Origin of the sequence: Streptomyces sp. NPDC017936, from assembly GCF_044328485.1 — a bacterium.
Taxonomy (GTDB): Bacteria; Actinomycetota; Actinomycetes; order Streptomycetales; family Streptomycetaceae; genus Streptomyces.
On sequence record NZ_JBIRHK010000004.1, the window covers coordinates 318,908 to 341,295 of the forward strand.

At 73.1% G+C, this 22,388-nt stretch carries 22 protein-coding genes; 5 read left to right on the plus strand and 17 right to left on the minus strand.

Annotation, left to right across the window (positions count from 1 at the left end; all coding sequences use genetic code 11):
- Nucleotides 1–100: 100 nt before the first annotated feature.
- Nucleotides 101–421, minus strand: a complete 321-nt coding sequence (fdxA, locus tag ACH4F6_RS10885; protein ID WP_003998156.1) for a ferredoxin — start codon at nt 419–421, stop codon at nt 101–103.
- A 141-nt stretch (nt 422–562) separates the two neighbouring features.
- On the opposite strand from fdxA, the gene ACH4F6_RS10890 reads away from it, so the two are divergent.
- Together ACH4F6_RS10890 and ACH4F6_RS10895 are read left to right on the plus strand one after the other, a co-directional pair.
- Nucleotides 563–1,567, plus strand: coding sequence for a GNAT family N-acetyltransferase (locus tag ACH4F6_RS10890; protein ID WP_397959629.1), 1,005 nt, complete (start codon nt 563–565; stop codon nt 1,565–1,567).
- Nucleotides 1,564–2,397 carry a transglutaminase-like domain-containing protein gene (locus ACH4F6_RS10895; RefSeq protein ID WP_397959631.1) on the plus strand — a complete coding sequence of 278 codons (834 nt, stop codon included), beginning with the start codon at nt 1,564–1,566 and terminating at the stop codon, nt 2,395–2,397. The genes ACH4F6_RS10890 and ACH4F6_RS10895 overlap by 4 nt, the downstream gene beginning before the upstream one ends.
- A 120-nt stretch (nt 2,398–2,517) precedes the next feature.
- On the opposite strand, the gene ACH4F6_RS10900 is transcribed toward ACH4F6_RS10895, so the two are convergent.
- From ACH4F6_RS10900 to ACH4F6_RS10945, 10 genes are all read right to left on the minus strand, one after another.
- Nucleotides 2,518–3,135, minus strand: a complete 618-nt coding sequence (locus ACH4F6_RS10900) for a response regulator (protein WP_397959633.1) — start codon at nt 3,133–3,135, stop codon at nt 2,518–2,520.
- Entirely contained in the window at nt 3,132–4,295 is a 1,164-nt protein-coding gene (locus ACH4F6_RS10905; RefSeq protein ID WP_397959635.1) for a sensor histidine kinase, read from the minus strand. Before ACH4F6_RS10905 ends, ACH4F6_RS10900 begins: the two co-directional genes overlap by 4 nt.
- Nucleotides 4,292–5,032: an ABC transporter permease gene (locus ACH4F6_RS10910; RefSeq protein ID WP_397959637.1), complete on the minus strand. Its 741-nt coding sequence runs from the start codon at nt 5,030–5,032 to the stop codon at nt 4,292–4,294. Before ACH4F6_RS10910 ends, ACH4F6_RS10905 begins: the two co-directional genes overlap by 4 nt.
- Entirely contained in the window at nt 5,029–5,952 is a 924-nt protein-coding gene (locus ACH4F6_RS10915) for an ABC transporter ATP-binding protein (RefSeq protein WP_397959639.1), read from the minus strand. The genes ACH4F6_RS10910 and ACH4F6_RS10915 overlap by 4 nt, the downstream gene beginning before the upstream one ends.
- Nucleotides 5,953–6,131: 179 nt before the next feature.
- Nucleotides 6,132–8,435, minus strand: coding sequence for a hypothetical protein (locus ACH4F6_RS10920; RefSeq protein WP_397959641.1), 2,304 nt, complete (start codon nt 8,433–8,435; stop codon nt 6,132–6,134).
- Nucleotides 8,436–8,589: 154 nt separating this feature from the next.
- Nucleotides 8,590–9,000 (minus strand): DUF6113 family protein, encoded by a 411-nt coding sequence (locus tag ACH4F6_RS10925; protein ID WP_397959643.1) that lies wholly within the window; start codon nt 8,998–9,000, stop codon nt 8,590–8,592.
- On the minus strand, nt 9,000–9,863 hold the full coding sequence (mshB, locus tag ACH4F6_RS10930) for an N-acetyl-1-D-myo-inositol-2-amino-2-deoxy-alpha-D-glucopyranoside deacetylase (protein ID WP_397959645.1): 864 nt from the start codon (nt 9,861–9,863) through the stop codon (nt 9,000–9,002). The genes ACH4F6_RS10925 and mshB overlap by 1 nt, the downstream gene beginning before the upstream one ends.
- Nucleotides 9,864–9,946: 83 nt before the next feature.
- Nucleotides 9,947–10,816 (minus strand): hypothetical protein, encoded by an 870-nt coding sequence (locus ACH4F6_RS10935; RefSeq protein WP_397959647.1) that lies wholly within the window; start codon nt 10,814–10,816, stop codon nt 9,947–9,949.
- A gap of 25 nt (nt 10,817–10,841) precedes the next feature.
- Complete coding sequence (locus tag ACH4F6_RS10940) at nt 10,842–11,786, minus strand: helix-turn-helix domain-containing protein (protein ID WP_397959649.1); 945 nt, start codon at nt 11,784–11,786, stop codon at nt 10,842–10,844.
- A 227-nt stretch (nt 11,787–12,013) separates the two neighbouring features.
- Nucleotides 12,014–12,496: an ATP-binding protein gene (locus ACH4F6_RS10945; protein ID WP_397959651.1), complete on the minus strand. Its 483-nt coding sequence runs from the start codon at nt 12,494–12,496 to the stop codon at nt 12,014–12,016.
- A gap of 154 nt (nt 12,497–12,650) precedes the next feature.
- Between ACH4F6_RS10945 and ACH4F6_RS10950 the strand changes: the two genes are divergently transcribed.
- Both ACH4F6_RS10950 and ACH4F6_RS10955 read left to right on the plus strand, forming a co-directional pair.
- Nucleotides 12,651–13,535 (plus strand): helix-turn-helix domain-containing protein, encoded by an 885-nt coding sequence (locus ACH4F6_RS10950; protein WP_397959653.1) that lies wholly within the window; start codon nt 12,651–12,653, stop codon nt 13,533–13,535.
- Complete coding sequence (locus tag ACH4F6_RS10955) at nt 13,532–13,741, plus strand: DUF397 domain-containing protein (protein WP_397959655.1); 210 nt, start codon at nt 13,532–13,534, stop codon at nt 13,739–13,741. The genes ACH4F6_RS10950 and ACH4F6_RS10955 overlap by 4 nt, the downstream gene beginning before the upstream one ends.
- Nucleotides 13,742–13,918: 177 nt before the next feature.
- Here the strand turns inward: ACH4F6_RS10955 and ACH4F6_RS10960 are convergent, their stop codons facing one another.
- Nucleotides 13,919–14,113, minus strand: coding sequence for a hypothetical protein (locus ACH4F6_RS10960; RefSeq protein WP_030783885.1), 195 nt, complete (start codon nt 14,111–14,113; stop codon nt 13,919–13,921).
- A 177-nt stretch (nt 14,114–14,290) separates the two neighbouring features.
- On the opposite strand from ACH4F6_RS10960, the gene ACH4F6_RS10965 reads away from it, so the two are divergent.
- Nucleotides 14,291–16,423 carry a prolyl oligopeptidase family serine peptidase gene (locus ACH4F6_RS10965; protein WP_397959658.1) on the plus strand — a complete coding sequence of 711 codons (2,133 nt, stop codon included), beginning with the start codon at nt 14,291–14,293 and terminating at the stop codon, nt 16,421–16,423.
- Nucleotides 16,424–16,582: 159 nt separating this feature from the next.
- Here ACH4F6_RS10965 and ACH4F6_RS10970 read toward each other — a convergent pair whose 3' ends face one another.
- The 5 genes from ACH4F6_RS10970 to ACH4F6_RS10990 are packed head-to-tail and all read right to left on the minus strand — an operon-like array spanning nt 16,583 to nt 22,180.
- Complete coding sequence (locus ACH4F6_RS10970) at nt 16,583–17,692, minus strand: ABC transporter ATP-binding protein (RefSeq protein WP_397959660.1); 1,110 nt, start codon at nt 17,690–17,692, stop codon at nt 16,583–16,585.
- Nucleotides 17,685–18,659 (minus strand): ABC transporter ATP-binding protein, encoded by a 975-nt coding sequence (locus ACH4F6_RS10975; protein ID WP_397959662.1) that lies wholly within the window; start codon nt 18,657–18,659, stop codon nt 17,685–17,687. Before ACH4F6_RS10975 ends, ACH4F6_RS10970 begins: the two co-directional genes overlap by 8 nt.
- A gap of 7 nt (nt 18,660–18,666) precedes the next feature.
- On the minus strand, nt 18,667–19,644 hold the full coding sequence (locus tag ACH4F6_RS10980; protein WP_397959664.1) for an ABC transporter permease: 978 nt from the start codon (nt 19,642–19,644) through the stop codon (nt 18,667–18,669).
- Nucleotides 19,637–20,560 (minus strand): ABC transporter permease, encoded by a 924-nt coding sequence (locus ACH4F6_RS10985; protein ID WP_397959667.1) that lies wholly within the window; start codon nt 20,558–20,560, stop codon nt 19,637–19,639. Before ACH4F6_RS10985 ends, ACH4F6_RS10980 begins: the two co-directional genes overlap by 8 nt.
- A gap of 6 nt (nt 20,561–20,566) precedes the next feature.
- Complete coding sequence (locus ACH4F6_RS10990) at nt 20,567–22,180, minus strand: ABC transporter substrate-binding protein (protein ID WP_397959669.1); 1,614 nt, start codon at nt 22,178–22,180, stop codon at nt 20,567–20,569.
- Between the last annotated feature and the right edge of the window lie 208 nt (nt 22,181–22,388).

A 22,388-nucleotide genomic window follows, 5' to 3' on the forward strand; every position in this document is an offset into this window, starting at 1 on the left:
CGGCCCGCACGGCGAACGCCTCGGTCCCGTACGGCGCGATCGGGGTCGACCGGGCCGTACGGGACCGAGGCGGCGCACGGTGTGCGGGCCGCTCGCGTGATTACTCGGCCTGCGGCGGCAGCGCGGCGACGAACGGGTGGTCGCGCTCGATCAGGCCCAGCTTGCTGGCGCCGCCGGGCGAGCCCAGCTCGTCGAAGAACTCGACGTTCGCCTTGTAGTAGTCCTTCCACTCCTCCGGCACGTCGTCCTCGTAGAAGATCGCCTCGACCGGGCAGACCGGCTCACAGGCACCGCAGTCGACGCATTCGTCCGGGTGGATGTACAAGGACCGGGAGCCCTCGTAGATGCAGTCGACCGGGCACTCCTCGATGCACGCCTTGTCCTTGACGTCGACACAAGGCTGCGCGATGACGTAGGTCACGCTGTGATTCCTCCTCGGTAGGGCGCTGGCGGGCCTCCCACAGGCCCCGCCGCCTGGCGCGCGGGAGCGCGGCGTCGTCGATGCCCGCCCCTAGTATCTCCGTTCCTGGGCATGATCCGAACAGGAGGGGTGAACTGACCTGTGGAATTCTCGGCCACCGGACGCCTCGTGGTCCGAATCACCACTGCTGACGTGGGCAAACGCGTCTCGGTACGGCGCTTGAGCGACGTCGGCGCCACCGGGGGGAAATTCACCGACACGGTGGGGGTTCTCACATCATGGGACGCCGGTGTGCTGGTGATCACACGAAAGGGCGGCGAGGTCGTCCGCATCGACGAGTCCTCGCTGGTCGCGGGGAAGGTGGTGCCGGCGGCTCCGGCCCGGCGCGGGGGGCCGGCCGCCTCGTACGGGGAGCTCGCGCGGGTCTGCGCGCGGGCCTGGCGGCCGGTGGAGAGCGAGCGGCTCGGCACGTGGGAGCTGCGGGCCGCCGCCGGGTTCACCCGCCGCGCGAACTCCGTACTCCCTCTGGGTGACCCCGGCGTGCCGCTCGACGAGGCCCTGGACGCCGTGCGGCGCTGGTACGGCGCGCGGGGTCTGCCCGCCTACGTGCAGGCCGCGACCGGCGCCGAGGGCACCGACGAGCCGCTGTGCGCGGAGCTGGAGCGGCGCGGGTGGGTGCGGGAGGTGACCGCGGAAGTGTGGATCGGGGCGCTGGCGCCGGTCGCGGACCGGGAGGCGCGGGGCGTGGTGCTCACCCGGGAGGCCGACGACGCGTGGCTGGCGCGGTACCGGCGCAAGGGGGTGAGCGAGGTGGCCCTGCAGGTGCTGGGGGGAGGGCCGTCGGTGTGGTTCGCGTCCGTGCCGGGCGACGAGGGGGCGGCTCCGGCCGCCATCGGCCGGTGTGTCGTGGACGGTCGGTGGGCCGGGTTCGCCGCGGTGGAGGTGGATCCGTCGCAGCGCCGGCGGGGCCTGGCGACGACCGTGATGGCGGCACTGGCCCGGCGCGCGCTGGACGAGGGCGCCTCGGCCGCGTGGCTGCAGGTCGAGGAGGACAACGCGGGGGCGCGGGCCCTGTACGCCGGGATGGGCTTCGGCGCGCACCACGCGTACCACCACTACCGGGAACCGGCGGCGGGCGCGCCGTGAGCGGGACCGGATCCGCCGGGAACCGGCGGCGGTTCGCCGAGGAGGCGCGGGCCGAGCGGCCCGATCTGGCCGTGCTGTGCCTGCTGCTGGCGGCGGAGGCGGACCCGACGCTGGACGAGGCCGGCATGGACGCCGCGCAGCTCGAGCTGGACCGGCTGGCCGGACAGCTGCCGTTCCGGCCGGGCGGGCCGGAGGCGTGGGCGGCGGCGTTGCGGGAACTGCTGGGTGAGCGCTACGGGTTCGGCGGCTCCGGCGCCGACTACCAGCGGCTGGAGTCCTCGCTGCTGCACGAGGTGCTGCGGCGCCGGCGGGGGCTGCCGATCCTGCTGTCCGTGGTGTGGATGGAGGTGGCGCGCCGGGCGGGGGCGCCGGTGTACGGGGTCGCCCTGCCGGGGCACTTCGTGGTGGGGTTCGGACCTCCCGGGACGCAGGTGCTCGTCGATCCCTTCGACGGAGGGCGGGTGCTGACGGGGCGTGACGCGGAGGTGCTGGTGGCGGGGGCGACGGGCGCCCCGCTGGACGCGTCGATGCTGGTGCCGGCGGAGCCGCTGGACGTGGTGCTGCGCATCCTGAACAACGTCCGGGCGTGGGCGGCGGCGCGGCCGGAGCGGACGGATGTGGCCCTGTGGGCGGTGGAGTTGTCGTTGCTGCTGCCCTCGCATCCGGCGCGGTTGCGGTACGAGCGGGCGCAGTTGCTGGTGCGGCGGGGTGACTTCGTGGCGGGCGCGGTGGAGTTGGAGGCGTACGCGGAGGTGGTGGAGGCCGTGGACGAGGCGGCCGCCGACCGCCTGCGCCACCAGGCGCGGGCCGCGCGCGCGAGGCTCAACTAGGGCCGGTCCGGCGGGCCGCGGGAGCGAGGGGGCTGATCGGCGCGGCTGAGCGGGGGCCGGTGCGTGCGGCTGCGGGGCGGAGGAGGGCGCCGACGCGACGGGGCTCCTTCCGTGCGGCGCTCACAGCCAGCCCTTCTCGCGTGCCACGCGGACCGCCTCCGCCCGGTTGCGTACGGCCAGTTTCTGTATCGCCGTCGACAGGTAGTTGCGGACGGTTCCCCGGGACAGGTGCAGGGCCGCCGCCAGCTCGGCGTTCGTGGAGCCGTCCGCCGCCGCCCTCAGCACCTCCCGCTCCCGGTCCGTCAGCGGGTTGGCGCCCTCGGCCAGGGCCGCCGCCGCGAGGGTGGGGTCGATGACGCGTTCGCCGGCGAGGACCCTGCGGACGGCGTCGGCGAGCTGGGCGGCGGGGGCGTCCTTGACCAGGAAGGCGTCGGCGCCGGCCTCCATGGCGCTGCGCAGGTAGCCGGGGCGGCCGAAGGTGGTGAGGACGACCAGTTTCAGCGCGGGGAACTCCTCGTGCAGCCGGGCCGCCGCCTCGATGCCGGTCGCGCCCGGCATCTCGATGTCGAGGAGGGCGACGTCGACGTCGTGCCGCCGCGCGGCCGGGAGGACCTCGTCGCCGCGCGCCACCTGGACGACCACCTCGATGTCGTCCTCCAGGCCGAGCAGGGCGGCGAGCGCCTCACGGACCATCGACTGGTCCTCCGCGAGCAGGACCTTGATCGTGGACGTCGTCATGCGCCGGATCCTATGTCCGCGCCGGTCGCGGCCGGGGCCCGGGCGACCAGGCGGAAGCCGTTCCTGGCGCTGCCGCCCGCCTCCAGGGTGCCGCCCGCCTTCTCCAGGCGTTCGGTGAGACCGGTCAGGCCGTTGCCGGGGCCGTCGCCGGAGCCGCCGGAGCCGTCGTCCTCGACGGAGAGTTCGAGGACCGGGCCGTCGAGGCTCTGGCGGCGCAGGAGTTCCACCGTGCAGCGGCCGGCGCCGCTGTGCCGTACGACGTTGGTGACCGCCTCGCGCAGCGCCCAGGCGAGGGCGGTCTCGCTGTCCTCGGGGACGCCGGCCAGGTCGGGTTCGGCGGGGATCCGGGCGGTGATGCCGGCCGTCGTCAGGGCGACCCGGGCGCCGGCGAGTTCGGCGGCGAGGCGGGGGCGCCGGTAACCGGTGACGGCCTCGCGGACGTCGGCCAGGGCCTGCCGGCTGACCTGTTCGATGTCGGCGACCTGCCGGGCCGCCCGGTCGGGGTGGTCCGGGAGCATGCGGCCCGCGAGCTCGCTCTTCAGGGTGATCAGGGACAGCGAGTGGCCCAGCAGGTCGTGCAGGTCGCGGGCGAGACGCAGCCGTTCCTCGTTGGCGGCGAGCTGGGCGACGGTGGCGCGGGCCTCGCGCAGGGCGACGGTGGTCCGGATGAGTTCCCGCACCCCGGACATCGAGAACCCGCCGAGGAGCGCCGGGAGCAGCAGCCCGACGAGGAACTCCCCGCCGTCCGGCACGGCGAGCGCGATCGCGGTGAGCCAGGCCGCCTCGGCCGGGATGACGAAGCGGGAGTACCTCATCGGCAGCGCCGCGCCGGAGGCGACGGACACGTACACGAAGAGCACGAGCCACTCCCGCCCGAGGGTGAGGGCGAGGACGGTCGCCTGGGCGGTGAGGACGGCCAGCGAGCCGAGCACCACGGTGTTCGTCTCGGCGCGTCCGGCGCGCAGGAGCAGGGCGAAGTACCAGGCGACAAAGGTGACCAGGCCGAGCCAGCCGAGCACGCGGACGCCGTCGCCGTGGCCGCCGTGCAGCAGGTCGCCGACGGGTGCGCTGAGGTAGGCCAGCCAGATGCCGGTCCACAGGAGCTTCATCACCCGCTGCCGGGTGTTGGCCGGGCGCTGTCCGATGCCGATGCCGCTCACGCCTTCAGCGTGTCCTTCCGGTACAGCCAGGCCGCGCCGCCGGTGAAGAGGACGAAGGAGACGACGAGGACCGCGATGTCCTGGACGCGGGGGGCCTGGCTCTGTTCGATGGCCTGACCCAGGGCAGCGTACGCGTGGGTGGGCACCCACCGCGCCACTTCCTGCAGCCAGCCCGGGAAGGTGGTCGTCGGCATCCACAGGCCGCCGAGGATCGACAGCCCGAAGTAGGTGATCATCGTGACCGGGCGGACGGCGTCGCCGGTGGCGAGGTAGCCGAGGGCGACGCCGAGGGCCGCGAAGACGAGGCTGCCGGCCCAGATCGCGCCGGTGAGCGCGAGCCACTGCCAGGCGTCCAGGCGTACGCCCTTCACGGCGGCGGCGACGGCGAAGACGACGACGATGGACGGCAGGCTGACGACGGCGGCGCTCGCGGTCTTGGCGAGGACGTAGCCGCGGCCCGGCAGCGGGGTCAGCCGCAGCTGGCGCACCCAGCCGCCGGCGCGTTCCTTGGAGATGCGCTCGCTGTTGCCCATGAGGACGGCCGTGAGGGCGCCGAAGGAGGCCATCGAGACCATCATGTAGGTGGGGAGGGTCAGTCCGGTGCCGTCGATCCTCGTGGTGCCGTCGGCGCTGCCCGCGATGAGCAGGAACAGCAGCGACGGGTAGATCACCGAGAAGAACAGGAACTTGCGGTTGCGCAGGGCGCGGACGAGTTCCAGTGTGATCAGGCCGTTCATGCGGTGCGTGCCTCCTCGGCTGCGGTGAGGGCGACGAAGGCCTGTTCCAGGCCGAGGCCGGCGACCTCGAGGTTGCGGGGGTACAGGCCGAGGCCGTAGAGGGCGTGGACGGTGGCGTCGGCGTCGGCGGACTGGATGCGGACGGTCCGGCCGGAGACGGTGAGGCCGGTGAGGAAGGGCAGGGCCCGCAGGGCGCTCTCGTCGATCGCGCCGTCCGGGTCGCCGTCCAGGTCGAAGGAGATCCGCCGGGCGCCGGCCTTGGCCTTGATCTCGGCGGCCGTGCCGTCGGCGAGCAGGCGGCCCCGGTGCAGGACGAGGACGCGATCGGCGATCGCGTCGGCCTCTTCCAGGTAGTGCGTGGCGAACAGGACCGTGCGGCCCTGGTCGGCCTGCTCGCGCATGGTGGCCCAGAACGCCCGGCGGGTGGTGACGTCCATGCCGGTGGTGGGCTCGTCGAGGACGATCAGGTCGCTGTCGCCCGCGGTGGCGAGGGCGAAGCGGACGCGCTGGGCCTGGCCGCCGGAGAGCTTGTCGACCTTGCGGTCGGCGATCCGGGTGATGCCGGCGCGGGCCAGCACGTCACCGGGCCGGTACGGCTTCGGGTGCAGGGAGCAGGCCAGGCGGACCAGTTCGGCGACGGTGACCTCGTCCATCAGCCCGCCGCTCTGCAGCATCGCGCCCACGCGGCCGGCGACGATCGCCTCGCGGGGGCTCGCGCCGAACACGCGGACCGCGCCGCTGTCGGCGTACTTGAGGCCGAGCAGCAGGTCGAGGGTGGTCGACTTGCCGGCCCCGTTGGGTCCGAGCAGCGCCACGGTCTGTCCCGGGTGCAGGGCGAGGCTCAGCCCGTCCACCGCCCGCACGTCCCCGAAGTCCTTGCTCACCCGGTCGAATTCGACCACCGGTGCTGTTGTCGTCATACGTCGATCGTCGCGCCCGGGGCCGGTCCGGCGGCAGTGTCGGACGTCCGCGGTGCCGCATGACGGATGTCATGCCGGGGGTGTGACACCGGTGCGCGCCGAAAGAGCCGGGAGTTCGCGCCCGGGACGCGCGAAGGGCACCCGGCGGGGCGCCGGGTGCCCTTCACGGGGGTGCCGCGTCAGTTCGGGTCGGTGTCGATGACGGCGACCCGGTCGGTCTTGCTCTTCAGCGCCAGGCGCAGGGCGCCGATCACGTCCTGCACGGTGACGTCCGTCTTCTGGCCGGTGGCGCGGGTGATCTTGACGCCGTCGAAGGTGCCGCCGTACAGCTCCTTCAGGGCGGCCTCGTCGTAGCTGTCGACGAGCTTGCCGTCGACGGCCTTGACCTCGAGGAACTTCCAGAGGGAGTTCTCCGGGCTGAACCGGACGGCGTGCGCCGCGTCGGTCTGGACCGTGACGGAGGCGGACATCGCCGGCTCGGCGAACTCCTTCATCATCCGGTCGACCTCGGCGTCGGACACCGTGGGCTGCCTGGTGGTCGTGGGCACCTGCACCGCGGTGGCGGCGCCGCCCTCGACCTGCGTGCGGTAGGCGGCCACGACGGCCGTCTGGGCCTTGGCCGCGTCGATGCCCTTGCCCGCCTTACCGTAGACGGCGACGGCCTTGCCCCGCTCGAACTTGATCGTGCCGTCGGCGGACGAGCCGGAGCCGCCCGCGGCGCTCTCCAGCGCGGCCTTGAGCTTCTCCTCGTCGACCGGCATGACCGGTTCGATCTCGCGGTGCCGGCCGAACAGCGAGCCGATCACCGAGACGGGGTTGTAGTCGCTCGTGGCGGCCTTGTCGACCGTGGCCTGCATGTCGAACTGCAGGCCGGCCTGGTCGGGCTTGAGGGTGACGGTGTCGCCGCCCACGGACAGCTTCAGCGCCTGGTCCACCCGGGAGTCGAAGGCCCCGTCGAGCTTCTTGACGGCGTCGTCGCGGGTGCCGCCGATGTCGACGCCGAGCACCGTGGTGCCCTTGGGCACGTCGGAGTGGTTCATCAGCAGCCCGGCGCCGTAGGCGCCGGCCGCGCCGACGACCACCAGGCCGCCGAGCAGGACCAGCTTGCTGCGGCCCTTCTTCTTTTTCTTCTGCGGGGCGGCCGCGGGCGCGTTCCGGCCGGACGGGTCGGGCTGCCGCGGTCCGCCGGCGGGCGCACCCGGCGCACCCGGCGCGCCCGGCGCGAACGGCCCGCCGGGGCCGGCGCCCTGGCCGGGCGGGGGCACGATCGGGATGCCGCTGGTGACGGTCTGGCCGGAGACGTTGTCGTGGCGGCCGTAGCCGGCGCCCGGGCCGCCTTCGGAGACCGGCTTCTGCGGGGTGAGGATCGCGGTGTCGTCGCTGAGCCCGCCGCCGGGGGGACGGCCGGTGCCGGGGCCGCCCTGGGCTCCGGGGCCGGCGGGGGCGCCGGGTGCGTACGGTGCGCCCACGGGGCCGGTGGCGGCGCCGTTGACCGGCGGCACCATCGGGCCGTCGCCGGTGACCGGGCCGCCGGTGGGGCCGGCGGGGCCCTGCGGGCCGCCCCTGCCGCCGGGGCCGTCCGGCCCGTTGAAGTCGTGGGGGCCGCCGGGCGCGCCGGGACCGCCGGGGACGCCGCCCCGGCCGTCGGTCCCGGTGAAGCCGTTCCGGCCGCCGTCGTCCGGGAAGTACGCCAGGTCGTCGCGGCGCGGCTCGGCGCCGCCGTCCTGCGCCGGACGCGCGCCGCCGTTCAGCGGGCCCGCGGCGAGCGCCTCGGTCACGTCGAAGGAGCCGGTGCCGCCGCCGTGTCCCGGAGCCACGGGACCGCCGGTGGCACCGGACAGCCCGGCGCCGTTCGTGCCGCCGGGGCGGGGGGCGCCCGGCACGGACGGGGAGCCGACGGCACCGCCGGGGCGTGCGCCGCCCGGACGCGCGCCGCCGGGCGCACCGGCGCCGTTGCCGCCGGGGGCGCCCGTGCCCGGGCCGGTGCCGGCGCCGGAACCGGCCGCGGTCCCCGCGCCGTTGGCGGGGCCGCCGCCCTGGCCGCCCTTGCCCGGCGAGGACTTGCGCGGCGCGAACCAGTCGCTCGTCTTCTCGTCGGCCGCCGGCGCCTGCTCGGCGGGCGTCTCGGCGCTGCCCGCGGCGGACGCGGAGCCGCCGGCGGGTGCGGACGCCGGCGCGGCGCCCGCCGCCGGGGCGGAGCCCGCCGCCTGCGGCTCGGCGCCGCCGTCGCCCGCGGCCTCCGTGTCCGTGACGGGCTTGCGCACGACGACCGGCGGAATGGGCCGCGACCCGGGGATGTTGATCCGGATCCGGGTCGTCAGCGTGGTCTCGGTCTTGCGTTCCTCCGGCCGCGCGGCCGAACGACCGGCGTCCGCGCCGCCGTCGGACACCACCGGGATGCCGTAGGGCGGGGTGCCCGAGGGGTATGCGGCTCCCCCGCGCCCGTTGGGCCCGGAGGACGGACTGTCAGTTTCACGACTCAAGGCAGGTTCTCCAGGTTGGCTCCGCCGCCCGCCACGACCTCACGGGCAGCTCGGCGGCGCGCACCACCATACTGGCCACTTCTGACGCGTATCCCGCGACCGCCGCTGAAACCCACACCGGACTCGCACGGCCACGCCACGGCGAAGTGGTACGTCACTTGCCAAGTCGGACGTCGTCGCCGACCGGTTGCCGCCCCGGGCCGAGGGTGGCGCAGATCACAGCCAGGGCCATGCCGCCGAGGAGGAAGAGGTAGGAGCCGATTCCCGCGCCGAACAGGAAGTCGCCCTCGGGGCGGCCCGAGGTGAGCAGGACGACGGCGATCATCCAGCCGGCGGCGGGCGCGACGGCCCCGGCCCGGCTGCCCAGGGCGCGTGCCCCGCCGAGGAAGAGGCCGGCGGCGCCCGCGAGCGCGAGCAGCAGCCCGCCCGGGAACCAGCCGGACTGGACGAGCGCCCCGGCGACGCCGGTGACCGCGCCGAGCAGCAGGAGGCCCAGGCAGGCGGCGGCCCGTCCGCCGGAGGGCGGCCGCAGGGGCTGGGCGAGCATCGGTCCGCGGTCGGACATCAGGCCACCCCCTCGGTCCCGGCGAACAGGTCGCTCTCCCTCTCCTGCGGCCGCGTCCCGCGCACCAGCTCGTAGTACTCGGTGGTGAACAGCGGCTGCGCCAGTTCGTTGGAGAGGACGAAGGAGCGGCCGTCGGGGGCGACCTCGATCTGGGTGGCGTGCGCGCGCATCGCGGCGGTCTTCGCGGCCGCGTACGCGGCGCCGTCGACGGCGGTGGTGATCCGCTCGTCGTCCACCACGCCCGGTACGTCGGTGACGGCGGCGCTCCTGGTGAAGGGCAGGGCGGGCAGCTCCTCGCGGAGCCGGGCGAAGGCGGCCTCGGCGACGGAGCGCGGGACGCGGTTGTAGTAGACCTTGGGGACGGTCCAGCCGGCCTCGGCCGCGAGGTCCACGGCCCGCAGGGCGACGCGGTGGGCCTGGACGTGGTCGGGGTGGCCGTAGCCGCCCTGCTCGTCGTAGGCGACGACGACCTGGGGGCGCACCTCCAGGATCACCTCGGCCAGCGCGGCGGCGGCCTCGTCGACGTCGGCCTGCCAGAAGCAGGCGGGGTCGTCGTTGTCGGGGACGCCCATCATCCCGGAGTCGCCGTACCGGCCCGCGCCGCCCAGCAGCCGGAAGTCGCCGACGCCCAGGGCGGCCATGGCGTCGGTGAGCTCGCGCAGGCGGTGCTCGCCGAGGGCGGCGCCGGTGAGGTGCCGCAGGTGCGGCGGGATGACCTCGCCGCGCTCCCCGAGCGTGCAGGTGACCAGCGTCACCCGGGCGCCCTCGGCCGCGTAGCGGGCCATGGTCGCGCCGTTGTTGATCGACTCGTCGTCCGGGTGCGCGTGCACCAGCAGCAGACGCCGGTCGGGCAGTTCCGTCATGGGGCCAACCCTACGAGGCGCGGCGCCGCCACCGGCAGCGGGAGCCAGTGGCGGCGGTCAGAGGTCCGCCGGCCCCCGAGGGCTCAGGCGCTGTCCTCCCGCTCCGCGAAGATGCCCTCGGCGGAGTCCACGGTGATCGCCCGCGTCAGCCACTCGCGCGAGAGGTCGGGGTCGTCGCAGCCGGCGATGCGCTCGCGGACCGCGTCGGAGACGTCGAGACCACGCGCCTCCAGGACGAGCAGGATGTCCTCCGCGCGCCGCTGGGCACGGATCTCTTCGGAGATGGACGACTTGTAGAAGGAGAGGTCCACGGCCACCAGGTTCCTCCAGAAATCTGCGGCCCGGCGAACGCTGTCCAGGCCTCGTGCGGTGAATTCGACGATGGGATCGGCGACGGATTCGGGAACGTCGCGCAGAGCGGTGGACAGGGCCTTCAGTATCCCATCGACGCCGGAATCCTTCGCGTGCGTGATGGCCGACAACGCGGCCAGTGCCAGATCGGCGCGCGCCTCGTCCGGGTCGGTGATGCGGGGCATGTTGTGCGGACCGGCCACGAGCGGGCGCAGTGTCAGCGCGGCCCACCGTTCAGGACCGATGCGCACGGTTCGGGCAGCCCACTCGGCCGTTGTCCGGTCCTGGCAGACCACCAGCAGCAGGGGTGGGGTTTTGTACTTCGTGTACAGGTAGGACAGGTAGTAGGCCCAGCTGGCGGGCTTCTTCGGGTCCCTCGCGTTCTGTGCTTCGACGGCCAGCAGGAGCGGGGCGTCTCCGTCGAAACGCAGCAGTGTGTCGACACGGCGTTCGACGGGCTGGCTCTCCGTGACGTCGGTGGGCAGAACGGTGACAGCCGTGGGCTGGATGACGGGGAGGCCGAGGACCTTGGAGACGCCCGTGAACAGGCCGGGGTACTCCTGGAAGATGCGGTGCATCGCCTCGTGCGGCGAGTTGACCATGTGGTTCCTTTGCTCGGGTGGGTCTTCAGAGGGCCGCGGCCGACCGCTCCCGGCAGTCGCGGCAGCGGCCGCCGGGAGCGGGTGTGCGGATGCCGCGGTCACAGCCGTCGCAGTTCCGCATCGGGTACACGGGCGGCTGCGGAGCGGCCGGCGCCCGGAACGGGGGCGGGGGCGGGAGCTGGGCGGCGAGGCGGTGGGCCAGGAGAGCGGCGGGACGGCGTACGCCCTCGGCCGGCAGGGCGGCGGTCAGGGCGTGGCGTACGGCGGCGGGGGTGGCGTCCCGCTCCAGCCAGGCGGCGACGCCGGGGGTCAGGTGGGCCGTGTCGCAGGCGGAGAGGAGCAGCCGGGGGTCGTGGCGGTGGAGGTCCGCGAGGAGGTCGGCGGCGGACCGGAGGAGGGCGGGGGCGGGGTACGCGGGGCTCGGCACGTCGGGGAGCGGCCTGCGGGGCGCTCGCTTCTCGCGCGCCGCCCGCGTGGGGTGCGCTCCGCCGTCCTCACCCGCCTCCCGCCGCCGCGGTGCCGCCGTGGTCCGGGTCTCCGGCTGGTCGTGCGCCTCGGGGTGGTGGCGGGCCGCCGCCGGCTGGTTGCACGAGACCGTGCGGGTCACGATGCGGCCGGTGGGGGTGCGGACGCGTTCGCGGCGCAGGTAGCCGTGGGTCTCCAGTTCGCGCAGGGCGGCGGCGATGCGGGTGGCTCCCTCGGGGAACCGGGCGGCGAGGGTCTTGATGTCGGCCGGGGCGCCCTTCGGCAGCGACTGGAGGTGCGTGCCGAGCCCGATGGCGAGGAGCGAGAGCTGCCGGTGCTGGGCCAGGTGGTTGCCGATCACCGTGAAGCGGGTGGTGTGGCGGGTGTTGTCGTGCTGGAGCCCTCCGCCGGTGCGGTGGGTCGCGCCGGGCCGCCGGTTCGGGTGCTTGTTGCCCGCAACGCGGGCCTGTGCGTGCGAGGGCACGCTAGGGTTCTGGATACCCATCGGGAAGCTGGACCTTCCTCGGTGGTCAGGCCCTCGCACTGGGATTGCCCGTCCCGGCGGGGGCCGTCTCATGTCTGCGGTCGTGGTGGTGCGTTGCGCTGAGCGTCGGGCCTCGGGGGCCGCGGAATCCAGCCGGTCCGGCGATGTTCACCCGCCCGAGTGAGCGCGACCACGGGCGGGAGGGGTGGGGTTCGGCAGGGGTGTTTTCCCCCGGGATTCTTTGTCTTTCAGTCGTCGACGGCACCGGAGCGCGAGGGCTCGGGTTCCGGTGATGTGAGGCCGAGTTCGGCCCAGACGGTCTTGCGCGGGAACCGCCCTTCCATCACTCCCCAGCGGTCGGCCAGCGCCTCGACGAGCAGCAGGCCCCGACCCGACTCGGCCACGGCGTCGGGCACCTGGGGCGCGGGCAGCCGGTCACCTCGCGTGTCGGTGACTTCGATGCGGAGCGTGGCGCCGACCACGTGGAGCGTGAGGCGGAAGCTGCGGCCGGGCAGGCGGCCGTGAGTGGCCGCGTTGGCCGCCAGTTCCGCGACGACGTGGCCCGCCCTCTCGTGCGGGAGCCCCCAGCTCCGGAGCGCGTCCACCGCGAGCAGGCGGGCGAGGCGGGCGCCACGCGGGGTGGACGACAGCAGCACGGTGAAGTCGCGGACCACGCCGCTGGGTTCGGGCCGGGTCCTGGACCCGGTGATGTCCTGAGTTTCCTGATTCACGTCACTCAGCGTGGCCGCTCGGACCTACCGTGGTGGGTGATCACCCCACTACGTAGAGCCACCGTCCAAGGCTTGTCCAGCGCTGTCCGGACTGTCGGCGCGGCTCCCGCGGGCGGGGCACGACGGTACGACGCGGCACTACGGAGGGGCGCGCATGTCGGTGAACGGTGAGGCCGCGCGGGTCAGGACCGAGGCGGATCAGACGGACGAGCCGGGGTGGGAGGTGGACCCGGACGACGACTGGGCGCTCGCCGTGGTCGCCACGGTGGGACGGCAGTTGAGGCTCCGCCGGGAGGCGGCCGGGATGCGGGTCGGCGAGTTCGCGGTGGCGGTCGGGTACGGCGAGGACCTCGTCTACAAGATCGAGAGCGGCAAGCGGATCCCCCGGCCGGAGTTCCTGGACAGGGCGGACGAGGTGCTGGGGGCGGGTGGCCTGCTGTCGGCGATGAAGGGGGACGTGGAGAAGGTCCGGTATCCGAGGAAGGTGCGGGATCTGGCGGACTTGGAGGCGAAGGCGGTCGAACTGCTCTCGTACGGCAGCCACGCCCTGCACGGCCTCCTGCAGACGGAGGACTTCGCGCGGGCCTTGCTGCTGACGCGGCGCCCCACACCCCCGGAGAACCAGTTGGAGCAGGCGGTGGCCGCGCGTATGGCCAGGAAGGCGATCTACGAGCGTTCACCGGCCCCTGAGCTCAGCTTCGTCCTGGAGGAGACGACACTGCGCCGCCCGATCGGAGGCAGGATGGTGCACCGCAAGCAACTCGAACACCTCCTCGAGGTGGCCCAGTTGCGGAACGTCGATATTCAGGTGATGCCGCTGGACCGCTGGGACCACCCTGGTACGGGAGGACGGATCCAGGTGCTGAAGTTCGGTGACGGCACGGCGGTCGGGCGCATGGACGACGAGTTCAACGGCCGCCCGGTCCATGACCCGAGGCAACTCCGGATCCTCGAACTCCGCTATGGGACCATCCGGGCCGAGGCTCTGACCGCACGGGAGTCACAGGCCTTCGTCGAGCGACTGCTGGGAGAAACATGATCCGCAAGGCCTCTGCCGAAGACTCTTTCGAGCTGGTGTGGTTCAAGAGCAGCTTCAGCGACACGAGCAACCCGAACGACTGCGTCGAGGTCGCGATCGCACCCGACACCGTCCACGTCCGCGACTCCAAGCGCACCGCTGGCCCCCGCCTCCGGCTCTCGCCGGAAGCCTGGTCCGGCTTCGTGCCGTTCGCGTCCGGGGGCTGACGGTCCGCTCGGCCCCGGCCCCGGGCGGCAGCCCGTTGCCGGCGCCGTCCACGCGCACCCGCCCCGCACCCGTTCCGGATCCACCGGCTTACGGATCCGGATCCGGGGAAGGCGCGCATCGTGGCGGCGCGTGCGGGTTCCGGGCGGGCGGGCACCGGAACCCGGGACGCGGTCGCGTCAGAACTTGATGCTGCCGATCATGCTCGCCACGCTCGTCGTCAGATCGTTGATCGTCCCCGCCATCGTCGACGAGGCGAGGTAGAAGCCGAGCAGGATGCAGACGACCGCGTGACCGCCCTTCAGTCCTGACTTCTTGATCAGCAAGAAGACGATGATCGCCAGCAGCACCACCGCCGAAATCGAGAGTGCCACGGCGGCTCACCTCCAAGAACCCGGGGACGTGGGGGAAACAGAGCGAGGGAACTTGTCAATCCGTACAACAGCCAGCAGGTTCATACCCACTCAGCGCTAGTGATCATAACTATGAGTACGTGCGCATCGAGTGGCGCACAGCCGCACAAGGGGGCGCATGGCCAATATGGTCAGGGCATGACGACCGAGCTCGACTCCTTCCCCCGGCGGCACGCCCGCACCCAGCGTTTCACGCTCGGCGCGCCGCGTTCGTTCACGGTGGCCCCCGACGGCTCCCGTGTCGTGTTCCTCCGCTCGCGCTCCGGCACCGACCGGGCCAACGCGCTCTGGGTGCTCGACCCGGAGGACGGACAGGAGCGCGTGGCCGCCGACCCGCGCGCCCTCCTGGGCGGGGCCTCGGAGGACCTCTCGCCCGAGGAACGGGCGCGCCGGGAACGCAGCCGTGAGAGCGGCGCGGGGATCATCGGCTACGCCACCGACGGGGCCGTCGAGTTGGCGTCTTTCGCCTTGTCAGGGCGGCTTTTCGCGGCGGAGCTGCGGGCCGGCACGGCACGCGAACTGCCCGTCGCCGGACCGGTGATCGACCCCCGTCCGTCCCCCGACGGGCGCCTGGTCGCGTACGTCGCGCGGGGCGCGCTGCGGGTGGTGGGCGCCGAGGGCGAGGGCGACCTGGCGCTCGCCGAACCGGAGTCGGCGTCGGTTTCCTATGGATTGGCCGAGTTCATCGCGGCCGAGGAGATGGGGCGCGCCCGGGGGTTCTGGTGGGCCCCGGAGTCCGACCGGCTGCTCGTGGCGCGGGTGGACGACACGCCGGTGGAGCAGTGGTGGATCTCGGATCCGGCCCAGCCGAAACGTGACCCACAACACGTCCGCTATCCGGCGGCCGGGACGGCGAACGCGGACGTCCGGCTGTTCCTGATCGACCTCAAAGGGGTGCGCACCGAGGTCGTCTGGGACCGGTCGCGCTACCCGTATCTGGCGCGAGTGCACTGGTCAGCGGCGGGTGCGCCCCTGCTGCTCGTCCAGGCGCGCGACCAGCGAAGTCAGCTGTTCCTGGCCGTGGACACCGACTCCGGGGCGACCCGGATGGTGCACGCCGACGAAGATCGGATTTGGCTGGATCTTTTCCCTGGGGTGCCGTGCTGGAGCCCCTCGGGCCGGCTCGTCCGGATCGCGGACGAGGGCGGCGCGCGGGTCCTCGCGGTCGGCGAACGGCCCCTGACGGGAGCACAGCTGCACGTGCGGGCGGTGCTGGACGTGACGGCCGACGACGTGCTGGTCTCCGCGTCGGCCGGGGAGGAGGCGGAGCGGCCGGACATCGGCGAGGTGCACGTCTACCGCGTCAGCGAACTCGGCGTCGAGCGCGTGTCCCAGGAGCCCGGGGTGCACTCCGCGGTGCGTTCCGGGGGCGTGACCGTGCTGGTGTCGGCGGTGCCGGACCGGCCGGGCAGCCAGGTGCGGGTGCTGCGGGACGGGAAGCCGGTGGCGACCGTCCGGTCGCACGCGGAAGATCCCGGTCTGTCCCCCCGCGTACGACTGGTCCAGGGGGGCGCACGCCGCATCCCGTGCGCCGTGCTTATGCCTACGGACTACCCCCGTGACACCTCGCAGGCGCGCCTGCCCGTCCTCCTCGACCCCTACGGCGGGCCGCACGGGCCGCGGGTGCTCGCCGCGCACAACGCGCACCTGACCTCGCAGTGGTTCGCCGATCAGGGCTTCGCGGTGGTCGTCGCGGACGGCCGGGGCACGCCCGGCCGCTCCCCCGGCTGGGAGAAGGCGATCCACCAGGACCTCACGGTCGCCCTCGACGACCAGATCGAGGCGCTCCGGGATCTGGCGCGAACGCACCCCCTGGACCTGTCCCGGGTGGCGATCCGCGGCTGGTCCTTCGGCGGCTACCTGGCGGCCCTGGCGGTGCTGCGCCGCCCGGACGTCTTCCACGCGGGCATCGCGGGCGCTCCCGTCACGGACTGGCGGCTGTACGACACCCACTACACGGAGCGGTACCTCGGCGACCCGGCGGCGGCCGCGGAAGCGTACGCCCGCAACTCGCTCGTCACCGACGAGGGGCTCTCCGCCCCGGCCGAGCCGCACCGTCCGCTGATGATCGTGCACGGCCTGGCCGACGACAACGTGGTCGTCGCGCACGCCCTGCGGCTGTCCTCCGCGCTGCTGGCCGCCGGCCGCCCGCACGAGGTGCTGCCGCTGTCCGGGGTCACCCACATGACGCCGCAGGAACAGGTCGCGGAGAACCTCCTGCTGCTCCAGGTGGACTTCCTGAAGCGCTCCCTGGGCCTCACCGCCGGCTGAGCGGGCGGCGCACGGCAACGGGCCGGGGCGACATGGCGCGCCCCGGCCCGTTCACGGCACCCGCACGGCCGTACGCTGTTCAGCCTGACGCGTCCGTATATCGGAACGGGGTCGGCCAAGTTGCCTGCGTGTTAACGCGGTTGCTGCACAAATGCGCTGTTATGCGCGCTCGTCGTGGTGATCGCCCCGCTCCCGCGGGGGCTCGCCGGGCGGGTCGGCCCGCCGCGGGGCGGAGCCGCCGGCCGGCAGCACCTCGGCGAAGTGGCACGCCGAGTCGTGGGCCGCGGGGTCGCTCTCCCCCCGGAAGCCCTCCGGGACGGCGAGCGCCGGCACCTCCCGCGCGCAGCGCTCCCGCGCCTTCCAGCAGCGCGTGCGGAAGCGGCAGCCGGAGGGGACGTTCGTCGGGGAGGGCACGTCCCCCGAGAGGAGGATCCGCTCCCGGTGTTCCCGCGCCCGGGGGTCCGGCACGGGCACCGCGGACAGCAGCGCCTGGGTGTAGGGGTGCGTGGGGTGCTCGTAGATCTCGGTGTCGGTGCCCGTCTCCACGATCCGCCCGAGGTACATCACCCCGACCCGGTCGGAGATGTGCCGCACGATCGACAGGTCGTGCGCGATGAAGAGGTACGACAGCGCGAACTCGCTCTGCAGCCGGTCGAGGAGGTTGACGACCTGGGCCTGGACCGAGACGTCCAGCGCGGAGACCGGCTCGTCGGCGACGATCACCTCCGGGCGCAGGGCGAGCCCGCGGGCGATGCCGATGCGCTGGCGCTGGCCGCCGGAGAACTGGTGCGGGTAGCGGTTGACGTGCTCGGGGTTGAGGCCGACGACCTCCAGCAGTTCCCGCACCCGCTTGCGCCGGTCGCCCTTCGGCGCCGCCTCCGGGTGGATCTCGTAGGGCTCCCCGACGATGTCCCCCACCGTCATCCGGGGGTTGAGGGAGGTGTACGGGTCCTGGAAGACCATCTGGATGTTGCGGCGGACGGCCTTGAGGGCCCTGCCGGACAGTTCGGTGATGTCCTCGCCCCGGTAGCGGATCCGTCCCGCGGTCGGCCTCTCCAGGTGGACCAGCAGCTTCGCCACCGTGGACTTGCCGCAGCCCGACTCCCCCACGATCCCCAGGGTCTCGCCCCGGCCGAGCGCGAGGTCGACGCCGTCGACGGCGCGGACCTCGCCGATCCGCTTCCTGACGAGGACGCCCCGGGTGAGCGGGTAGTGCTTGACGAGCCCGCTCACCTCGAGGACCGGCTCGGCCGTCGCGGGGCTAGCCATGGAGGCACTCCCTCCAGAAGTGGCAGGCGCTGCCCCGGTCCTCGTCCACGGCGTGCAGGGGCGGCACGTCCGTCCGGCACACGTCCCGGGCCATCGGGCAGCGCGGGTGGAAGGCGCAGCCGGGCGGGACGGCCAGGAGGCTGGGCGGCATACCGCTGATGGCGTGCAGCTCCCGGCCCTTGCGGTCCAGGCGCGGGATGGAGTCCAGCAGGCCCCGGGTGTAGGGGTGGGCGGGCGCCTTGTAGAGGTCGTGCACGGGCGCGGACTCGACGATCCGGCCCGCGTACATCACGGCGATGCGGTCGGCGACGTCGGCGACCACGCCCAGGTCGTGGGTGATGAGAATCAGGCCCATGCGGTACTCGCGCCGCAGCTCCGCGAGCAGGTCCATGATCTGGGCCTGGACGGTGACGTCGAGGGCGGTGGTCGGCTCGTCGGCGATGACGAGCGCCGGCTCGAGGGCGATCGCCATCGCGATCATGATGCGCTGGCGCATGCCGCCGGAGAACTGGTGCGGGTAGTCCCCGGCGCGCTCCCGCGCGGCCGGGATGCGCACCCGGTCCATCAGCTCGACCGCCCGCGCCCGCGCCTCCTTCCTCGACAGGCCCCGGTGCACGACGAACATCTCGCCGAGCTGGTCGCCCACCCGGAGCACGGGGTTCAGGGCGGACAGCGCGTCCTGGAAGATCATCGCCATGCCGGCGCCCCGGACCCGGCGGCGCTCCTCCTCCCGGAGCGTCAGCAGGTCCCGGCCCCGGAAGAGGATCCGGCCGGCGGTGATCCGGCCGGGCGGCGTGTCGAGGATGCCCATGACCGCCTGGGCGGTGACGGACTTGCCGGAGCCGGACTCGCCGAGCACGGCGAGGGTCTCGCCCGCGTCCACGCCGAGGCCGACGCCGTTGACGGCGCGGGCGACGCCGTCGCGGGTGCGGAACTCGACGTGCAGGTCGTGTACTTCGAGCAGCATCCGGCCGTCACCTCAGCTTCGGGTCGAGGGCGTCGCGTACCGCGTCGCCGAGCATGATGAACGCGAAGACGGTGACCGCGAGCGCGCCGGAGGGCCACAGCAGGGCGTGCGGGGCGTTGCGGACGTAGGGGGAGGCGGCGGAGATGTCGATGCCCCAGGAGACGGTGGGCGGCTTCAGGCCGACGCCGAGGTAGGACAGGGTCGCCTCCAGCGCGATGTACGTGCCGAGCGCGATGGTCGCCACGACGATCAGCGGGGCGACGGCGTTGGGCGCGATGTGCCGCAGCAGGACGCGGGAGTGGGAGGCGCCCAGGGCGCGGGCCGCCTGGACGTAGTCGTTCTGCCGGGTGGTGATGACCGAGCCGCGGGCGATGCGGGAGATCTGGGGCCAGCCGAGCAGCACCATGAACCCGATGACCGGCCAGACCGTGTCGCTGGTCATGACCGAGAGGAGGACCAGGCCGCCGAGGACGACCGGGATCGCGAAGAAGACGTCGCCGATCCGGGACAGGACCGCGTCCCCGAATCCGCCGAAGTACCCGGCGAGCCCGCCGAGCACGCTGCCGAGGACGGCGACCCCGAGGGTGGCCAGGACGCCGACGGTGACGGACGTCCGGGCGCCGTGGACGGTGCGGGTGTAGACGTCGCAGCCCTGGCCGTCGAAGCCGAAGGGATGGCCGGGCCCGGGGCCCTCCTGGGCCTTGGCGAGGTCGCACCTGAGCGGGGAGCCGGGGGCGATCAGCGAGGGCCACAGCGAGATGAGGACCAGGAAGAGGATGACCAGGGCGGAGACGACGAAGACGGGGTTGCGCCGCAGGTCCCGCCAGGCGTCGGACCACAGGGAGCGGGGCTCGGCCCGCGTCTCCGCGCCCGCGCCCTCCGGTCCGGCCGGCGCCCGTTCCTGAACCGTCCCCCCGCTCACGGCGAGCTCGCCCGCGCCGCCGCCGGCGAGGGCGCCGTCGAGGTCGTACGGCTGCTCAGGCATAGCGGATCCTCGGGTCGAGTACGGCGTACAGGAGGTCGACGAGCAGGTTGGCCACCAGGAAGACCAGGACGAGGACGGTCACGAAGCCGACGACGGTCTGGGTGTTCTGGCGGAGGATGCCCTGGTAGAGCTGGAAGCCGACGCCGTGGATGTTGAAGATGCGCTCGGTGACGATCGCGCCGCCCATCAGGGCGCCGATGTCGGTGCCGATGAAGGTGACGACCGGGATCAGGGAGTTGCGCAGCAGGTGCCGGGTGACGACCCGGCGCCGGGGCAGGCCCTTGGCGACGGCGGTGCGGACGTAGTCGGAGCGCCTGTTCTCCGCGAGGGAGGTGCGGGTCAGGCGGGTGACGTAGGCGAGGGAGACGGAGGCCAGCACCAGGCCGGGGACGACCAGCTCGCCGAGGGTCGCCGCCGGGGACACGGACGGCTTGATCCATCCCCACTCGACGCCGAGCAGCAGTTGGAGCAGCAGGCCGGTGACGAAGGTGGGGACGGAGATGACGACGAGGGTGACCAGCAGGACGCCGGTGTCGACCGGGCGGCCCCGGCGCAGTCCGGTGACGACGCCCAGGGTGACGCCGATGACGGTCTCGAAGAGGACGGCGACGAGGGTCAGCCGGACGGTGACGGGGAACGCCGTCGACATCAGCTCGGTCACCGGCTGGCCGTTGAACGCCGTGCCGAAGTCGCCGGTGAAGACGTTCCCCATGTAGGTCAGGTACTGCCGCCAGACCGGCTGGTCGAGGCCGAACTCGGTCCTCAGCCGGGCGGCGGTGGCCGGGTCGCACTGCCGGTCGCCGCACAGTCCCGCGACGGGGTCGCCCATCACGTTCACCATCAGGAAGATCAGCAGCGTGGCGCCGGCGAACACCGGGACCATCTGGACCAGGCGCCGGATCACATACCGCCCCATGGCGGGTCAGCTGACCTTGATCTCGTCGTAGACGGGGACGGAGAACGCGTTGAGCCGCACGTCGGACAGCCGCTGCGAGTAGCCCGCGCTGCCGTTCTGGTACCAGAGCGGGATGGCGGCCATGTTGTCGCGGACGACCTCCTCCGCCCGCTGGAACGTCTCCACTCCCTGGCCGGCGTTGGCCTCGTCGACGAGCCGGTCGAACTCCTCGTCGGACCACTTGCCGTCGTTGGAGGAGGCGTTGGTGTAGTAGAGCGGCTGGAGGAAGTTCTGGATGAGGGGGTAGTCCATCTGCCAGCCCGCCCGGAAGGGGCCGCTCAGCTTCCGCTGGGCGATCTTGTTGCGGAAGTCGGCGAAGGTGCCGACCGGGTTGCCGACGCAGGCCTCGTCCTTGCCGAGGGCGTTGTTGATGGAGTTGCAGACGGCGTCGACCCACTGCTTGTGGGAGCCGCTGTCCGCGTTGTAGGTGATCGTGAGCCGGCCGCCGGGGAGGCCGCCGCCCTCCTCGATGAGCTTGCGCGCGGCGGCCGGGTCGTACTCGCAGGCGTCCCCGCACAGGCCTGCCTTGTAGCCGCCGTCCGCGCCCAGCACCGGGGAGGTCCAGTCGGTGGCGGGGGTGCGGGTGTTCTGGAAGATCGTCCGGGTGATCTGCTCGCGGTCGATCGCCCGGGACAGGCCGGTGCGGACCTTGGCGGAGCCCGGCGTGTTCCACCGCGGGTCGTAGTAGGGGAAGGCCAGGGTCTGGATGATGCCGGCCGGGGTGTTGAGGTAGCGGTCGCCCAGGTCGTTCTTGACGTTCTTGAGCTGGGAGGCGGGCACGTCGTCGACGAGGTCGAGGTTGCCGGCCATCAGGTCGGTGTAGGCGGTGTTGTTGTCGGTGTAGACCTTCAGGGTCACCCCGCCGTTGCGCGCCTTGTCCGGGCCGGGGTAGTCCTGCCAGGTCCTCAGTTCCATCTGGGAGCCCTTGGTGTAGGACTCGATCACGTAGGGGCCGTTCCCGACGGGTTTGCGCAGCCAGCCGGCGTGGTCGGTGAAGAAGGCCCGGGGCAGCGGGGCGAAGGCGTTGTAGCCGAGGGTGTCGGGGAAGCCCGAGAACTTCTGGCTCAGCCGGACCGTGAAGGTGCGGTCGTCGACGACCTTCAGACCGGAGAGGGTGTCGGCGCTCTGCTTGCCGCCGCTCGGGTGGGTCTTGTCGTAGCCCTCGATGTACTGGAAGAAGTAGGCGTTCTTCTGGCCGTTCTCCAGGCTCGCGCCGTAGTTCCAGGCGTCGACGAAGGATTTCGACGTCACTTTCTCGCCATTGCTGAACGTCCAGCCGTCCTTGACGGTGATCGTGTAGTTCCGGGCGTCCGAGGTCTCGATCCTCTCGGCGAGCATGTCCTCGGCCTTGCCGGTCTCCGGGTCGTACCTCTTCAGGTTCCGGAAGATCATGTCCAGCACCTTGCCGCCCTGCACCTCGTTGGTGTTGGCGGGCTCCAGCGGGTTCTGCGGATCCGCCCAGGAGGAGCTGAGCACCGCCGTGGTGTCGGCGCCGGCGCCGCCCGCGCCCGCGCAGCCCGTCGCCGCGAGCGTCACGGCCGCCGCGCAGACGGCCCACCGGGCGTGCGTGGCTCCTCTCATGGATGCCTCCTCGTTGACCGCGCCTTTACCTGATCACTCCGTTATCGGCCAATATCAACGGTGACGGGGCATAACGCACACGCACCGCGTCCGTCCGGCGCTCGTCCGGCGGCCGTTGGAGCGACGCCCGGACCCCGCACCCCCCTCCGTGCAGGTACCTGTCAGGGGGTCGAAAAGGATCTTCTACGCAGGCCACAATGGATCTTCG

Excerpts from the sequence above, each read along its gene's own strand:
- ACH4F6_RS10915 (WP_397959639.1), bottom strand. The coding sequence starts at position 5,952 with ATGACGACAACAGCACCGGTGGTCGAATTCGACCGGGTGAGCAAGGAC.
- ACH4F6_RS10925 (WP_397959643.1), bottom strand. The coding sequence starts at position 9,000 with ATGTCCGACCGCGGACCGATGCTCGCCCAGCCCCTGCGGCCGCCCTCC.
- ACH4F6_RS10980 (WP_397959664.1), bottom strand. The coding sequence starts at position 19,644 with ATGCCTGAGCAGCCGTACGACCTCGACGGCGCCCTCGCCGGCGGCGGC.
- ACH4F6_RS10970 (WP_397959660.1), bottom strand. The coding sequence starts at position 17,692 with ATGGCTAGCCCCGCGACGGCCGAGCCGGTCCTCGAGGTGAGCGGGCTC.
- ACH4F6_RS10990 (WP_397959669.1), bottom strand. The coding sequence starts at position 22,180 with ATGAGAGGAGCCACGCACGCCCGGTGGGCCGTCTGCGCGGCGGCCGTG.
- ACH4F6_RS10955 (WP_397959655.1), top strand. The coding sequence starts at position 13,532 with ATGATCCGCAAGGCCTCTGCCGAAGACTCTTTCGAGCTGGTGTGGTTC.
- ACH4F6_RS10950 (WP_397959653.1), top strand. The coding sequence starts at position 12,651 with ATGTCGGTGAACGGTGAGGCCGCGCGGGTCAGGACCGAGGCGGATCAG.
- ACH4F6_RS10910 (WP_397959637.1), bottom strand. The coding sequence starts at position 5,032 with ATGAACGGCCTGATCACACTGGAACTCGTCCGCGCCCTGCGCAACCGC.
- ACH4F6_RS10985 (WP_397959667.1), bottom strand. The coding sequence starts at position 20,560 with ATGGGGCGGTATGTGATCCGGCGCCTGGTCCAGATGGTCCCGGTGTTC.
- ACH4F6_RS10965 (WP_397959658.1), top strand. The coding sequence starts at position 14,291 with ATGACGACCGAGCTCGACTCCTTCCCCCGGCGGCACGCCCGCACCCAG.
- ACH4F6_RS10935 (WP_397959647.1), bottom strand. The coding sequence starts at position 10,816 with ATGGTCAACTCGCCGCACGAGGCGATGCACCGCATCTTCCAGGAGTAC.
- ACH4F6_RS10900 (WP_397959633.1), bottom strand. The coding sequence starts at position 3,135 with ATGACGACGTCCACGATCAAGGTCCTGCTCGCGGAGGACCAGTCGATG.
- mshB (WP_397959645.1), bottom strand. The coding sequence starts at position 9,863 with ATGACGGAACTGCCCGACCGGCGTCTGCTGCTGGTGCACGCGCACCCG.
- ACH4F6_RS10940 (WP_397959649.1), bottom strand. The coding sequence starts at position 11,786 with ATGGGTATCCAGAACCCTAGCGTGCCCTCGCACGCACAGGCCCGCGTT.
- ACH4F6_RS10975 (WP_397959662.1), bottom strand. The coding sequence starts at position 18,659 with ATGCTGCTCGAAGTACACGACCTGCACGTCGAGTTCCGCACCCGCGAC.